We start from the raw sequence: 14,886 nt of genomic DNA, 5'->3' as shown, positions 1-14,886 counted from the left end.
TCCTGTCGGGAGCTCGGCACCATAAAAGCGCCCGCATCGGATTCGATGCGGGCGCTGGCCATTAGTGGCGGAGATGTGTGCGAATCGAACGCACCCAGGACGTTCTGCGCGCCCCACAACGGCTTTGAAGGCCGCGGGATCCACCAGGATTCCGTCCATCTCCGTGTCGAAGAGAAGGGAGCCTTACCGGCTCCGTCTGTGCATTATACCGGTAATTGCCGTTACACTGGCCTTGCTTGGCACAAAATCACCGGAATGTTGCATGTGGCGTGTGTTTGCCCTTGATCGGAGGGACGGCACGAAGCAGGTTCCGTATCAGCGCAGGCGACGCAGATCTCCTTCGCGGACGGTGGTGCCAAGCGCATCGAGGCGTTCGAGGACGGGCATGGCGTACTTGCGGGTAGTGCCCATGGCTTCCTTCAGGTCGGCCGCCGGCGAGGGGCCGTGCTCTTCGAGATGGCGCACGACGGCAGCGGACAGGGTGGCGAACGCCTCGGCCGAGAAGCACAGCTCCTGGCCCGTGCGCACGAGGAGGCCCTGCTTTTCTAGCGTGTTCAAGGCGCGATTGGCTACGGCAGAGGGGACGTTCGCCTGTGCGATGAGGTCTGCCACGGCGGGCGGGGCGGCTCCTGCCGCATCCAGCAGCGACGAGAGCGTTTTTGCCGCCTGCTCCTCGGCGCGTTTGGCGCCACCTCCTGCCTGGGGGTGGCTTATCTGTCCGTCTGCCTGGGCAATGCGCCCGGCTGTGGCGGCCTCTTGCAGCAGGGCGTCGAAGGCGGCGGGGTCGATGCGCTTGAAGCAGCGTTGTGCAAGCTCACCTTTCGTCATGCCCGGCTGCAGGGGACTCTCTAAGTGAAAGCGCAAAAGCGCGTTTTCTAGGGCGGATAGATCGCGGGCGAGTACGCTGCGGGATGCGAAGAAGGGCGGCTTTCCGCTGCCTACGGCGGTCACGGCTCCCGAGGCGTGAAGCTCCCGGAGGCGTTTCTCGGCGGCTTGGGTGCTGAGGCCTGCCGCACGGGAAAGCTGTTCAGGCGACACGGGATGGGTTTCGCGGGCGAGGGCGGCATCGACTGCGCCCGCCTCGTCGTGCGCGCGCAGGGCATCGAGCAGCTCTCGCTCGCCCGGGGCTAGGTTCGTCCTGCGGCGCGGATGCGCGAACAGCACCGTACCCCCGCCCACGACGCGCGCGGGCGAGTACGAGCGCACGACGAAACGGTCGCGCCATGATACGGGTAGCGGCTCGTCGAGGCGTATCTGCGCATAAGCGCTCTGGCGCGGGGCCAGCGACTCCTGCGCATCCATGAGCAGAACGCGGCCGGTGACTTCGCGCGTGCCGTGGGCTACGTGCACGCGTACGCCACTGGCCAGAGGCTTGCCGCCCTGTCCTGCATCCAGGTAGGTAAGCCATGCGTCGAAGCGGTCCGTGGCGGTGGCCGTGCCGGGGGCGACTAGGAAATCTCCCGGGCGCACGTCACTTTTCTTCAGTGCATTCAGATTCAGGGCTGTGCGCATGCCGGCTTCGGCCGCCTCGGCGTCGCGGCCGTGCACCTGTACCGAGCGCACGCGGGAGCGCAGGCCGCTGGGCAGCGCTTCCAGCTCGTCACCCACCGACACGCGTCCGCTCCAGAGCGTGCCGGTGACCACGGTTCCGGCGCCTTTGATGGTGAACACGCGGTCGATGGGCAGCCGCGCGGCAGTGCCTTCCTTTGCGGGTCGGGTCGCCTTGGCTGCACGGGTAAGCATGTCGGAGAGTTCGGCTAGGCCGCTTCCGCTCCGGCTCGAAACGGGTACGATGGGCGCGCCCGCGTAGGCGGACTCCGCTAAGAACGCTTCGATCTCGCCGGAGACGAAGGCTAGCCACTCGTCGTCGACGAGATCGGCCTTCGTAAGGGCCACGACGCAGGACGGCACGCCCAAAAGCTCCAGCACGGCCAGGTGCTCGATGGTCTGCGGCATGATGCCGTCATCGGCGGCGATGCAGAGAAGCGCCAGGTCGATACCGGTGGCGCCGGCGATCATCTGGCGCACGAAGCGCTCGTGGCCCGGCACGTCCACCACGCCTACGGAGAGGCCCCCGGGCAGTTCCAGCTCGGCGAAGCCCAGCTCGATGGTAATGCCGCGCTGCTTCTCCTCGGCCAGGCGGTCGGGGTCGATGCCGGTCAGCGCTTGTACGAGTGAGGATTTGCCGTGGTCGATGTGGCCGGCTGTGCCCAGCACGATGCGGCGCGCCGGGGCGCACTCAGGGCCCGTCATGCCAGCCCCTCCTCGAAGTAGGAGGCCACTGCCCGCGCGATCTCGTCGCCTTCGCCTTCCAGGATCGTGCGGGCATCGAGCAGTAGTGCGTCGCGCTTGATGCGCCCTACCACGGGTACCTCGCGCTCGGACACCAGGTGGCGCTCGCAGGACAGGGCATCGCCGCGCAGGAACTCCACGCGCACGGCCCACGTGGGGATGTCGCACATGGGCAGCGCTCCGCCGCCTGCACGGCCGACCTCCTCTACCAGCGAGAGCGCGGCGCATTGGGGCGGCAATGCGGCCGTGAGGGCTTCAGTCAGCTTCTCGGCACGCAGGCGCACGGTTTCGGCCGGCTCGACGAGCATGCGCAGGGTGGGCACCTCAGAGGCGGCGCGCTCGCCATCAAGGTACAGGCGCAGCGTCGCCTCGAGCGCTGCGAGCGTCATCTTGTCCAGGCGCAGGGCACGGGCCAGCGGGTTCGCCTTCAGGCGGTCGATGTGGCGCTTGGCACCTACGACGATGCCCGCCTGCGGCCCGCCGAGCAGCTTGTCGCCGGAAAAGGATACCAGGTCGCATCCGCGGGCGACGGAGTCGGCCACGGTAGGCTCGGCGTGCTCGCCGAGCGTTGCTAGGTGCACGAGCACGCCCGACCCTTGGTCCTCGTAGACCAGCAGCTCGTCGGGTGCCCCGGCAGGCGCGACGCCTGCACCCGCGTGCCGTCGCTCGTTCTCGGCGTCGGCCAGGCGGCGCAGCTCGCGCACGTCGACGCTCTCGGTGAACCCGATCATGCGGTAGTTCGAAGGATGCACTTTCAGCAGCATTGAGGTGTCTGCTTGGATAGCGCGCGCATAGTCGGCGACATGGGTCTTGTTCGTGGTGCCCACCTCTACCATCTGCGCATGCGAGAGCGCCATGATGTCGGGCACGCGGAACGACCCGCCAATTTCCACCAGCTCGCCGCGCGAGACGACAGCCTCATGCCCGGCGGCGAACTCGGAGAGCACAAGCATGACGGCGGCGGCGTTGTTGTTCACGGCGACGGCCGCTTCTGCGCCGGTGAGCGCGCAGATCAGGCGCTCGCAGTGATCATGACGGCTACCGCGGGCCAACGTGCTCGTGTCGTATTCCAGCGTCGAGTAGCCACGCGCTACGTCGCAGGCTGCCTGCACGGCAGCGGGTGCCAGCGCGCTGCGGCCGAGGTTCGTGTGGATGATCACCCCCGAGGCGTTGATCACCCGGCGCAGCGACGGGCGCCCCAGTGCAAGCGCACGGGAGCAGGCATCGCGCTCGATGCCCTGCGTGTCCACCTGCGTGCGAGCGCCCTCCAAGATGGCCGCTCTGGCCTGGTCGACCGCGGCGCGCACGGCTTCCACGATCAAGGGCCGCGGGACGCGCCCGGCCAGCGCCTCGACGCAGGGCGCATGCAGCAGGTCTTCGACTTTCGGCAGGGTGCGCAGCAGTTCTCGGATTGCGGTGGGGGGCATGGTGCAAGGGCCTTTCTGCGAGGGGGAGCGAGGTGTACTTTGGCGTGTGCTAGGTGCGGTGACTGCTCCGTATTATACCAGTTGGCAAACTCTTCGCTGCTGCCTTATGCGGGGGTGGCGCAACTCGGTGACCCCATCCCGAATAACACAATCGAGGAGTCCAACGATGGCGCTTCAGCTATCGGTTTAAAATCAAAAAACCAGACCGATGCTGTGCAAAATTTTCGTTTTCCCGCAAGTATTTCATCCTCAGTTGAGCTTTTTCGTTCGACGACTCGTATTCTTATTCACGCGTACGCTCTTGATCAGGTGCTTTGTACGACGTGTTGCTCGTGTGGTTCTCTGAGCTTTGAAATGTGCATATTTAGCTGAGGGAAAACGAAAATTTTGCACAGCATCTGTTCTATTTCGCGGTTCTGCTCGTGTTGTTCCTTCTTTTCCGTTGAACGAGCACTAGTGGGGTTGTTGTGGCTACGTATAGAACGCGTTACCGAGAGAATCGATCTGACGTAGGAGCGATTGTTCAAGGGAGGGCAGTAACGGACGGTCCAAGAGATGAAAGATTCATTTTTCAGCGCACGAGGGCGTGCAATGAGGATAACGCATGGCGGGAAAGGCGCGCTCATGGTTTGTGCTCGGATGACGCGGGCAGGATCTGCTATCGTTGGTTTCGATATAATGGAAAGGAGGCCTGACGCTATGATCTACTTCGACAATGCGGCGACGACGAGGGTCAAGCCCCCCGAAGTAGTCGAGGCCGTATGTGCGGCGCTGGGCTCGTTCGGGGGCTCGGGCCGTGGTGTGCACGAGGCATCGCTCAATGCAGGACGCGCGGTATACGATGCACGCGCGGCGCTCGCGCGTCTCTTAGGCGCGCCGTCGGCCGCACGCGTGTCGTTTGCGCTCAATGCGACTGCTGCCCTGAATGTCGCGATTGCCGGGCTTCTGCCCGACGGAGGGTGCGCGGTAACCACAGCGGCCTCGCACAACTCGGTGCTGCGGCCTTTGTTCAAGGCACGTGACGAACGGGGGTGCGAGGTGCGCATCGCGAGCGTGATGCCCGACGCCGCGCTTGACTTCGCGTCCTATGCGCGTCTGCTCAACGGCGCCGACGTCGTCGTGGCCACCCATGCGTCAAACCTCACCGGCGACGTGTACGATGTTGCGCGCATGGCCCGTCTGGCCCACGAGGCGGGTGCGCTGTTCGTGCTCGATGCGGCCCAGACAGCCGGTGCGTTGCCTCTCTCCCTAGCCGCTACGGGGGCAGACGTCGTGTGCTTCACGGGGCACAAGAGCCTGTACGGCCCGCAGGGCACCGGTGGGCTCTGTGTGGCCGAGGGTGTGGACATCCCGCCTCTTCTGGAAGGCGGGTCGGGCACGCACAGCTTTGACGAGCGCCATCCGCGCTTCATGCCCGAGAGCTTGGAGGCGGGCACGCTGAATGCGCACGGCCTTGCGGGCCTTGCGGCGGGCGTGGCGTATCTGGAGCGCGTGGGGGTCGGTGCGGTGGCCGACCGGCTGCGCCAGATTACGGAGCGGTTCGAGGCCGGGGTGCAGGATATTCCCGGGGTGCGCGTGCTGGGCGGGCATGGTGGCATTGCCCGCTGCGGCATCGTTGCCGTCGAGGCGGACGGCCTTGATTCCGCTGCAATCGCTGACCTGCTCTCGGTGGAGTACGGCGTGTGCACGCGCGCAGGCGCGCACTGCGCGCCGTTGATGCATCGGGCTTTGGGAACCCAGGAGCGCGGTGCCGTGCGGTTCAGCTTCTCGCATTTCACCACCAACGAGGAGGTCGAGGCGGGTATCGATGCGCTGGATCAGGTAGTACGCGAACTGAGCGAACAGGTGTAGGAAAGGAAGCGAATATGCAGATCATCGATGCGTTCGGTATGCAGTGCCCCAAACCTTTGGTGTTGGCGAAGAAGCAGATCGACGGCGGCGTGCGCGAGTTGGCCGTGCAGGTGGACAACGAGACGGCGTGCAAGAACCTTACGCGTTTGGGAGGCAAGACGGGCCTGGCGGTGTCTATCGACGAGATAGAAGGCGGCTGGCTGGTGTCGTTTTCAGAGGGCGACGAGTCAGCACCGGTGTCTGATGGCGGGCCTGTTGCGGCAGCTGAGGCCGCTGTGAGCGCACCCGCAGCGTGCTCGACGGGTGGCGGATGCGGCTATGCCGTGTTCGTGAGTCGTGATACGGTAGGCGATGGCGAGGGCGCGCTGGGGCGCAACCTTATGAAGATGGCGCTGTACACGCTGTCCGAGGCAGGCGACCCGCCGGCATCGCTTTTGTTCATGAATGCAGGCGTGAAGCTGGTGGCCGGCGAGGAGCCCCAGGTCGTGGAAAGCGTGCAGGCGCTGGCCGAGCAGGGCACCGAGGTGCTGGTCTGCGGTACCTGCCTGGACTTCTACGGCCTGAAGGACAGCCTGGGCGCAGGCGAGGTTTCCAACATGTACGACATCCTCGAGCGCATGCGCGAAGCGGCAAAGGTCATCACGTTGTGAGCGAGCGGCCGGCAAGCAGTGTTGAGCGCAGCACAGGCGCGGCACCCGAGCTGCACGTCTATGTCGTTGCCTTCGAGTCTACGCACGCCGCTATGGCTGCAGCGAGCGTGCTCGAGGCGCGCGGCGCGCGCATGATTCCCACTCCCCGCGCCATCAGCGCCAGCTGCGGCATGTCCCTGCGCTTCGACGCCCCGTCTGACGGAGCAGCCCGGGCCTTTGCGGCGGACGTTCCCGATGCCCGCGGTTTGGCTGCGCTCTATGCCCAGGAGGGGGAGGGCTACCGCCTGGTGGCGCAGTTGTAGGCTTCGATGGCCTGCCCTACCGAGGCTTTCCCTGATGCCATCTGTGCAGGTTCGCTGCCGATGCAGCAAAACCGCCGCTCGGCTCGACCGGCGGCGGCTTTTTCGCTATGCGAACGCTATGCGAACGCGATACGTCCGGCCTCCCCTTCGAGAAAACGCCCGATACGGGCCGGTAGGCGGCCGGTGCGCGTCTCGAAGGCGCGCTCGAAGGCTATGGCCGCCTCGGCGGGCACCGCAGCCAGCAGACCGCCGGAGGTCTGAGGATCACAGATCACCGCCAGACGGTTGTCGTACTCCTCGTCGTCGAGCAGCCCTTGCCCCACGTAGCCTGCTGCTAAATCCATGATGGAGAAGGCCCGGTTCGGGCGGCAGTAGGCCTTCGCGAAATCCCACACGCCTTCGAACAGGGGTAGCGCCTCGAAGTCGATCTCGGCGGCGCATCCGCTGGCTGTAAGCATCTCGTGCAGGTGCCCGGCCAAACCGAAGCCCGTCACGTCGGTGACGGCATGCATGCCGGCCTCCTCGAGTGCGGCAGCACCAGCGGCGTTCAGCTCCATCATCGAGTCGATGGCGGGCCTGAGCCCCTCGTCGTCCACGAGATCGCAGGCACGCGCCGCTACCATGATGCCGGTGCCGAGCGGTTTGGTCAGGTACAGCGCGTCGCCGCTCATGGCTCCGGCATTGCGCCCGACGCGGTCGGGATGCACCGTTCCGAACACGGCCAAGCCGTACTTCGGCTCCGCGTCGTCGATGGTGTGGCCACCGGCGACGAATGCGCCGGCTTCCCGCACGGCATCGGCGCCTCCGCGCAGGATGTCTGCCGCCACGCCGGCTCCCAGCTCGCAATCGAGCGCCAGCAGGTTCAAGGCCACATGGGGCTTCGCTCCCATAGCAAATACGTCGGAGAGCGCGTTGGCCGCAGCTATACGTCCAAACTCGTAGGGGTCGTCCACGATGGGCGTGAAGAAGTCCACGGTGAGCACGGCTGCCGCGTCGTCCGAGAGCTTCCATACGGCCGCATCGTCGCTGGTCTCGAACCCGAGCATCAAGCGTTCGGCATCGGGTGCAGGGCTCGATCCGCCGCCTCCCACGCCCGATGACGATGCCAGCATGCGCAGTATGTCGTCGAGGTCTCCCGGACCCCACTTTGCCGCTCAACCGCCCTTCGAGGTGAGCTTCGTCAGCTTGATGCGCTCGACTTCGTCCATGTCCGGCTCCTTCTTTGCTTTGCTTGGCATCGCGCCACTTTCGCTTGATGCCGTCTGTTTCAGTCAAGTATAGCAGGACGGTTTCTCCCTTTCCTCGACGCCTGTTTCCGCGACCCGGTGCGCTGCCGTTTCGTTGAGGGGCCGAGGATCGTGCTTGATGCTTTCGCGGCTTTTCATCCGACACGAGCACGACAGCATGCGAAAGGACGGCCGGATGGCCGCTCACCGAAGAAAGCCACCGCATCTATTTTGCCATTTACCGATCGAGAAAGCCGTTTACCTGGGAAAACAGACCGTTTACCTCAACAAATATCCGCAAAAGACCGCTCGCCGAATTACGCGCAAGGGGTCTGTCATAGTCAGGGAGATCGCTTGTCGCTGCGCATGGTAGCATCGAGTCGGTCGATCGGAAAGCGCGCCGGACGGCCTTAGATCACCTTCAGGGCCGTGGGCGGGTGGGCGTTCTCCCTTGTTCTCGAGCGCCTCGGTTCCGATCGCGGTCCGCACGTGCATTGCAATAGGACGAGTTTGAAAAGTTGGAAAGGAGATCGAGGACATGAACCTGTCACGCAGGGGCTTTTTCAAAGCCACCGGTGCCGCTCTTGCCACTTCCCTGGCGTTCGAGCTGTCTTCCCAGTCGGTCGCGTTGGCGGTCGAGCCTGAGACGGATTGGAAGCTGGTCAACACCGAGGAGTACACGAACATCTGCTGTTACTGCTCGGGAGGTTGCGGCGTCATCTGCTCGACGCGCGACGGCGAGCTGGTGAACATCGAAGGCGATCCCGACCATCCCATCAACCAAGGAGGGCTCTGCCCCAAGGGTGCAACCATGTTCCAGCTGCGCAACGTGGTCGATCCGGCTACGCGCGAGATCATCAAGAACCCGAACCGCAGGACCACGCCCCTGGTGCGCCGTCCCGGCGGTGCCGAATGGGAGAACATCACCTGGGACGATGCCGTCGCCGAGATTGCACGCTGGGTGAAGGACACCCGCGACGCCACGTTCGAGACGGTGAAAGACGGTCTCACGGTGAACCGCTGCCATGGTATTGCGAGCCTCGGCGGCAGCCAGCAGAACTCCGAAGAAGAGTACCTCATCAACAAGATGATGCGGTCGTTAGGGGTGATAGCCATCGACAACCAGGCTCGTGTTTGACACAGCCCCACGGTTGCCGGTCTGGCAGCAACATTCGGTCGCGGTTCGATGACGAACCATTACTGCGATCTCAAAAACGCCGATGTCCTTCTGACCATCGGCTCCAATAACGTAGAGAACCATCCCGTTTCCTCGAAATGGATACAGAAGGCGCTCGACAACGGCGCCACGTGGATCGTGGTCGATCCGCGCTATACCCGCTCCGCCGAGATGGCCGACGTCTACTGTCCTATCCGCTCGGGCACCGATATCGCCTTTTATGGCGGCATGTTCAATTACATCTTGGAAAACGACCTCTGGCAGCATGAGTACGTGCTGAACTACACCAACGCCTCGTTTTTGCTGGACGAGCAGTATTCCTTCGACATCAACGAGGGCATCTTCTCCGGCTTCGACGAGGAAACGGCCACCTACGATAACCATTCATGGCACTACCAAGTCGAATCGACGAAGGAATGGGACACCTCCGGTGCCTATGCGTGGGCTGTGTCCGTTGGGGTGCCCGCGTTCACGCCTCCGACCATCGAGGTGCCGAAGCGCGATGCGACCCTGCAGGATCCGATGTGCGTGTTCCAGCAGATGAAGAAGCACTATTCCCGCTACGATATAGACATGGTGTCCAGCGTATGCGGCATGGACAAAGACCTGCTCGAGAAAGTCTACTCCATCTATGCGTCTACCGGCGCACCGGAGAAGTCGGGAACCATCCTGTACGCCCTCGGCCAGACGCAGCACACCTACGGCGCGCAGAACTGCCGCTCCATGGGCATTTTGCAGCTGCTGCTGGGCAACGTCGGTGTGGCTGGCGGCGGCGTGAACGCGCTGCGCGGCGAGCCGAACGTGCAGGGTGCCACCGACATGGGCATGCTCGTGGCGAACCAGCCCGGCTATCTGAACTGGCCTACGGAGTACGGAACGCCTTCTTTGCGCGCGTGGTTGGAGAAGGAGACGTATTCGGACGGCTATTACACCAACAAGCCGAAGTTCATCGTCTCCGCATTGAAGGAGTGGTTCGGCGAGACGGCCACGGTGGACAACGACTACGGCTACGACTGGTGGCCGAAGGTGCCGAAGAGCCCCGACTACTCCATCATCGGCTCGTTTGAGCTGATGAGCCAAGGGCTTATCAAGGGCTACTTCAACTGGGGCATGAACCCCTGCCATTCCGCCCCGAACGCCAGCAACGTGCGCCGCGCTATGGCAAACCTTGACTGGCTCGTGGTGGCAGACTGGGTGGAGACGGAGTCGTCGTGCTTCTGGAAGGCCCCGGACATGAATCCGGCCGACGTGGATACCACGGTGTACTTCCTGCCTGCCGCGCTCATCTACGAGAAGCCGGGCACTATTTTGAACTCAGGCCGCTGGCTGCAGTGGCGCAACCAGGCCGTCGAGCCGTGGGACGAGGCCAAACCCGACTACGAGATATGCGACGTGCTGTGGCGCGGTATCGTCGACTTGTACGAGAAGGAAGACGGTGTGGCGCCCGAGCCCATCCTGAACACGAAGTGGGACTACTACGTAGACGGCAAGATCGACCCGCGTCCCGTGGCTTGGGCCTTGAACGGCTACAACGTGGCTGGGTCCGACTTCGAGCGCGCGGAGGTCGACCTGCTGACCACGTTCGCCAACCTGAAGGCCGACGGCTCGACGGCGTGCGGTATGTGGATATACACCGGCTTCTGGGCCAACAAACAAGCACCGCTCGACCCGGCCGAGCAGGCTATCGGCGGGCGCAACGCCGAGGATCCCTCGGGATTGGGCCTGCATCCGAAGTGGGCGTACGCCTGGCCACTCAACCGCCGCATCATCTACAACCGCGGTTCGGCCGATATGCAGGGCAAGCCTTGGAACCCGGACAAGAAGCTGGTCGAGTGGACCGGCGAGAAGTGGGACCAGGTGGACGTGGCTGACTTCGTGGCCGTCTCGAACGGCACGCCTGTGCCCCCGAACAACAAGGCGTTCTTCATGCTGTGGGAGCAAGGTGCCCGCTTGGAGAGCTACAGTATGAGCGACGGGCCTTTGCCGGAGCACTACGAGCCCTTCGAGAGTCCGGCGGATAACCAGTTGAACGGCTCGCAGAACTCCCCGTGCGTCCGCTTCGCTGAATTCGACTCCGTCAAGCGCGGCGATCGCAAGCAGTATCCCATTGCCGTGACCACGTACTCGGTCACCGAACACTGGCAGACCGGTGGGCAGACCCGCACGTGCCCGGCGCTGAACGAAGCTATGCCCGAGCAATTCGTCGAGGTCTCTCTCGAGCTGGCGGCCGAAAAGGGCATCGAGAACGGCGAGCGTGTGCGCGTGTTCAACAACCGCGGCTCGGTGGAGATCATGGCGCTCGTCACCCCGCGCTTCAAGCCCTTCACGGTGAACGGCGAGACGGTGCACCAGGTGGGCATGACACACCACTTCGGTTGGGCGGGCGACTTCGCCACAGGCGACATCGTCAACGACCTGCCGCCGAACGTCGGTGACCCGAACTGCTGGGTGCCGGAGTACAAGGCGTTCCTCGTCGACCTAGAGAAGCTGTAGGAGGTGCAAGTTATGAGTGAGAAAGCTATTCTTTTCGACACTTCCCGCTGCACCGCCTGCCGCGGGTGCCAGGTATCCTGCAAATGCTGGAACGACCTGCCCTCGACCCTTGAGAAGAACGGCAATCCGTCAACGGGTTCGTACCAAAGCCCGATGGATCTGAACGGCGACACGCGCCTGCTGGTCAGCTTCCATGAGGAGGCTGGCGGCGACAAGGGCGTGAAATGGGCCTTCGGCCGCCGTGCCTGTCAGCATTGCGGGGATGCTCCCTGCGTGCAGATCTGTCCGGCAGGGGCGCTAGCCGTTGACGAGGCCACGGGCTTGGTGAGCGTGGACCAGTCCAAGTGTATCGGCTGCCAGTACTGCCACACGGCCTGCCCATTCGACGTGCCGCACTACCGCGCCGACAACGGCCGCATCGAGAAATGCACCGGTTGTATCGACCGCATCGAACAGGGACTTGATCCGGCGTGCGTGAGCACCTGCCAGCCTGAGGCGCTGAAATTCGGCGACCGCGACGAAATGGTGGCGCTAGCACAGGAGCGCGTGGGCTACTTGCACGGCAAAGGCTACCCCGATGCCGTCGTGTACGGCGAGGACGAAGTGGGCGGCCTGCACGTGGTACAGGTGCTGAAGTACGGGGTGGTACCCCATGGCCAGATAGAAAACCCGCAGGTGAACCCGATGGTGGGTCTCTCGCAGATCATGAAGCCGGTTACGGGCGCCGTCACGGGCCTCACGGTCGTAGGCCTTGCTGCCATGTTCGCGCTGGGCGTGGGCTACAAGCGGCATACGGTGGCCTACAATCCCGAGACGCAGGACACGGTGGACGTTGCGACGGGCGAGGTGGTCAAGCATGGCGATGGCCAAGACACCGAATCGGTGAGGGAGCATATCCTTGAGAACCTGCCGAAGAAGGGAGGCAGCGATGAGTAAGGGACCTGTTGCGGTTTGTGCCGAGGAAGCCGCCCAGAACCAGGCGTTTTTGGAGCAGCTCTCCAAAGGCGGCACCGCGCGCTACCTGAAGCGCCACTCACTTCAGGCGCGTTTGACTCACGGTATCACTATCGTCGCGTGCATCCTGTTGGCGATATCGGGCCTGTTCGTGTTCGTGCCAGCATTGGCTGCGGCGGCCGGTCCTGATGCGGTGTGGCTTATCCGCATGTCGCATCGCGTGCTGGGCGTGGTGTTCGTAGCTGTGCCCCTCATCAGTGCGCTTCTGGCTCCGAAGGGTGTGGCTCATATCTTCAAGAACCTGTTCGCCAAGTGGGACGGCGACGACAAGAAATGGATGGTGCTGTTCTTCCCGTACCTGTTCATGGCCAAGTGGATACACATGCCCGACCAGCACGAGTTGAAGAGCGGGCAGCGTTTTGCCGACGGCATGCTCTGGTTTGCAGGAGCGCTCATGGGTATCACGGGCGTGGTGCTGCTTCTGGGCACGACGCTGTTCGATTTCGGCGCCGCGCAGGGAGTGTTCCTGTTCTTGCACGACGTGGGGTTCTTGCTGATCGCCGTATTCGGCCTGGCGCATATCTTCCTGGGTGCCGGCATTTTCCAACCCTACCGCGGCACGCACACACTCATGTTCGGCGACGGCACGGTATCGGAGTCCGATGCCCTGTACCATTGGGGGCATTGGGCGCGTGAGGAGCTTGCCGCCGGCACAAATATCGTAGAAAAGAAGCGCTCATGAATTTGAAGGCGATCGATGCGGCAGTAGCTGCCTACAGCATGTCGGCCGACGGGCGCGATGGCGGTCGGCTGGCTTTCTTCCGCAAGCTTTGGGAGGTCGAGGCGGCGAGTGCTGCCGATGCACCGGCCTACGACCTGCCCGAGTTCGCCCGCTTGCGGGAATGGTACGAGGCGGGGGAGCCGGTGCTCTCACTGTCTCCCGTCGCGGTGGACGGGGCGGCGCTGGCTGAGGCCCTGGAGCGCTTGGGCGCTTGCGCGGTGGCCGAGGGCGGGTTCTCGCCCGAGGTCGTCTCGGGCCTTTTACGGGTGAAATGGGACCGCGTGGTGGCAGCTAGCCCCCTCGCCTTGGCGGGCGAGGCTCCTGCGGCCTACGTGGAAGGGCTTGCTCAGGTTTTGGCAGACGATGGTATGGATGACGGATGCCTGTCTGTGGCGCTGCCGCTGGTGTTGCTTGCACTGCGCTCGCAGCTTGCGGGTGCGGCGGCCGCCGTGGCGGGTGAGCTCGACCGCCACGGCACGCCTGAGCCGCATGCGCTGCACTGTCCCGTGTGCGGGGGGCAGGCGGTAGCGGCCCAAGTGGGAGGTGCTGGCTCAAACCAAGGACGCGGCAAGACACTTTGGTGCGGCCAGTGCGGCTGCACGTGGGAGTTCGAGCGCGTGCGCTGTGCTCGTTGCGGCACCCAGAACCAGGGCCATCTGCATTACTTCAACATCGAGGGCGACGAAGCGCACCGCCTGGCAACCTGCGACGAATGTGGAGGCTACGTGCGCACGGTATATGCCGAGGAGGTGCTGGCCCCGTTCTCGTTTCAGGTAGAGGACGTGGTCATGGCCCGGCTGGACGCCATCGCGCTAGACCCGTCCTTTGCCGGCGGTATGCAGGCAACCGATCGGCAAAGCTAGCGCTTATTGCAAGGAAGGAGGCCGCTTATGGCCATCGTGGAGTATCGAACGTGCGCACCCCGTGCAACCGAAGAGCGGCCTATTCGCATCTTTTTGAACGGCGATCCGGTCGCGGTAAGCCAGGGAAGCCCCTACGATCTGGCTGAACTGGCTGTGGGCTACCTGCTGTCGGAAGGGCTTATCGCGGACCGCGACCGTTTCGTCGAAGTTCGCGCCGACGAAGAGGGTGCGGCCGTGTACGTGGATAGCGGCGAGCAGGTCCACGCCGGCTACGTGCCCTTGCACCGCGTGACGTCGGCTGGGTGTGCCCAGTCGGCGTTGCTGCGCGGCGGCGCCCCGATCGCGCATGCTAAACGATTGGCATCCGAGGCGCGCTTCGATCCGGATGCGCTGCTGGCCCAGATGGACGAGCTGTGCGAGCGCAGCCCTCGCCGCAACACTGGCGCCTGTGTCCACGGCTGCGGGCTGGGGGCGGCGGACTCATCTTCGCTTATGCTCGTGCGCGAGGATATCGGGCGCCACAACGCCATGGACAAGCTCATCGGCCAGGCGTGGCTTGATCGCGTGGACGTGCGCGACAAGGCGCTGTTCATTACCGGGCGCATCAGCACCGAGATGGCGCTGAAGGCGCACCGTGCCGGCTGTGCGGTGCTGGTATCCCGCAAGTCGGCTACCGACGAGGCTGCACGGCATGCTGAAGCCCTGGGCGTGACCCTCGTGTCGCATTGCCGGGACGGCCGCCTGCGCGTGCTGTCGTGCCCTGAGCGCCTGTTGGTCTAAGCGCGCTCTAAGCGGTCAACATTTGCGTGCCGCTTCGCGAGCACGCGATTGGCGCGGTGTACAATGGCTGAGAAAGCCGCCCGCACCGTC

Annotated in this window: 11 protein-coding genes and 1 tRNA gene; 8 read left to right on the top strand and 4 right to left on the bottom strand. The window is 64.1% G+C overall.

Annotated elements, in window-relative coordinates:
- Window positions 1-65: 65 nt before the first annotated feature.
- From RR842_RS01800 to selA, 3 genes are all read right to left on the bottom strand, one after another.
- Window positions 66-163 (bottom strand) — tRNA-Sec (locus RR842_RS01800).
- A gap of 152 nt (window positions 164-315) precedes the next feature.
- Complete coding sequence (selB, locus tag RR842_RS01795) at window positions 316-2,253, bottom strand: selenocysteine-specific translation elongation factor (RefSeq protein WP_332728877.1); 1,938 nt, start codon at window positions 2,251-2,253, stop codon at window positions 316-318.
- A complete protein-coding gene (selA, locus tag RR842_RS01790) occupies window positions 2,250-3,719 on the bottom strand; it encodes an L-seryl-tRNA(Sec) selenium transferase (RefSeq protein WP_332728876.1) in 1,470 nt (489 codons plus the stop codon). The genes selB and selA overlap by 4 nt, the downstream gene beginning before the upstream one ends.
- A gap of 699 nt (window positions 3,720-4,418) precedes the next feature.
- On the opposite strand from selA, the gene RR842_RS01785 reads away from it, so the two are divergent.
- Genes RR842_RS01785 through RR842_RS01775 form a run of 3 tightly spaced genes read left to right on the top strand, consistent with a single transcriptional unit; the run spans window position 4,419 to window position 6,522 of the window.
- The gene (locus RR842_RS01785) at window positions 4,419-5,570 is read left to right on the top strand and encodes an aminotransferase class V-fold PLP-dependent enzyme (protein WP_332728875.1); all 1,152 of its coding nucleotides are present in this window, start codon (window positions 4,419-4,421) and stop codon (window positions 5,568-5,570) included.
- Between the two features lie 14 nt (window positions 5,571-5,584).
- On the top strand, window positions 5,585-6,220 hold the full coding sequence (yedF, locus tag RR842_RS01780) for a sulfurtransferase-like selenium metabolism protein YedF (RefSeq protein ID WP_332553383.1): 636 nt from the start codon (window positions 5,585-5,587) through the stop codon (window positions 6,218-6,220).
- Complete coding sequence (locus RR842_RS01775; protein WP_332721739.1) at window positions 6,217-6,522, top strand: DUF3343 domain-containing protein; 306 nt, start codon at window positions 6,217-6,219, stop codon at window positions 6,520-6,522. The genes yedF and RR842_RS01775 overlap by 4 nt, the downstream gene beginning before the upstream one ends.
- 116 nt (window positions 6,523-6,638) lie before the next feature.
- On the opposite strand, the gene selD is transcribed toward RR842_RS01775, so the two are convergent.
- Complete coding sequence (gene selD, locus RR842_RS01770; protein WP_332728874.1) at window positions 6,639-7,730, bottom strand: selenide, water dikinase SelD; 1,092 nt, start codon at window positions 7,728-7,730, stop codon at window positions 6,639-6,641.
- Window positions 7,731-8,286: 556 nt separating this feature from the next.
- On the opposite strand from selD, the gene RR842_RS01765 reads away from it, so the two are divergent.
- Genes RR842_RS01765 through fdhD form a run of 5 tightly spaced genes read left to right on the top strand, consistent with a single transcriptional unit; the run spans window position 8,287 to window position 14,796 of the window.
- Window positions 8,287-11,418 (top strand): molybdopterin-dependent oxidoreductase, encoded by a 3,132-nt coding sequence (locus RR842_RS01765; protein WP_332728873.1) that lies wholly within the window; start codon window positions 8,287-8,289, stop codon window positions 11,416-11,418.
- Window positions 11,419-11,430: 12 nt separating this feature from the next.
- Window positions 11,431-12,354, top strand: coding sequence for a 4Fe-4S dicluster domain-containing protein (locus RR842_RS01760; RefSeq protein ID WP_332512216.1), 924 nt, complete (start codon window positions 11,431-11,433; stop codon window positions 12,352-12,354).
- Complete coding sequence (locus RR842_RS01755; RefSeq protein ID WP_332512215.1) at window positions 12,347-13,114, top strand: cytochrome b/b6 domain-containing protein; 768 nt, start codon at window positions 12,347-12,349, stop codon at window positions 13,112-13,114. Before RR842_RS01760 ends, RR842_RS01755 begins: the two co-directional genes overlap by 8 nt.
- Entirely contained in the window at window positions 13,111-14,016 is a 906-nt protein-coding gene (locus tag RR842_RS01750; protein WP_332520919.1) for a formate dehydrogenase accessory protein FdhE, read from the top strand. Before RR842_RS01755 ends, RR842_RS01750 begins: the two co-directional genes overlap by 4 nt.
- Before the next feature lie 27 nt (window positions 14,017-14,043).
- Entirely contained in the window at window positions 14,044-14,796 is a 753-nt protein-coding gene (fdhD, locus tag RR842_RS01745; protein ID WP_332512211.1) for a formate dehydrogenase accessory sulfurtransferase FdhD, read from the top strand.
- Window positions 14,797-14,886: the final 90 nt, after the last annotated feature.

The sequence above is a fragment of the Gordonibacter sp. genome (genome assembly GCF_036667095.1).
Lineage (GTDB): Bacteria > Actinomycetota > Coriobacteriia > Coriobacteriales > Eggerthellaceae > Gordonibacter.
This window is presented reverse-complemented; position numbering and strand designations above follow the sequence as displayed.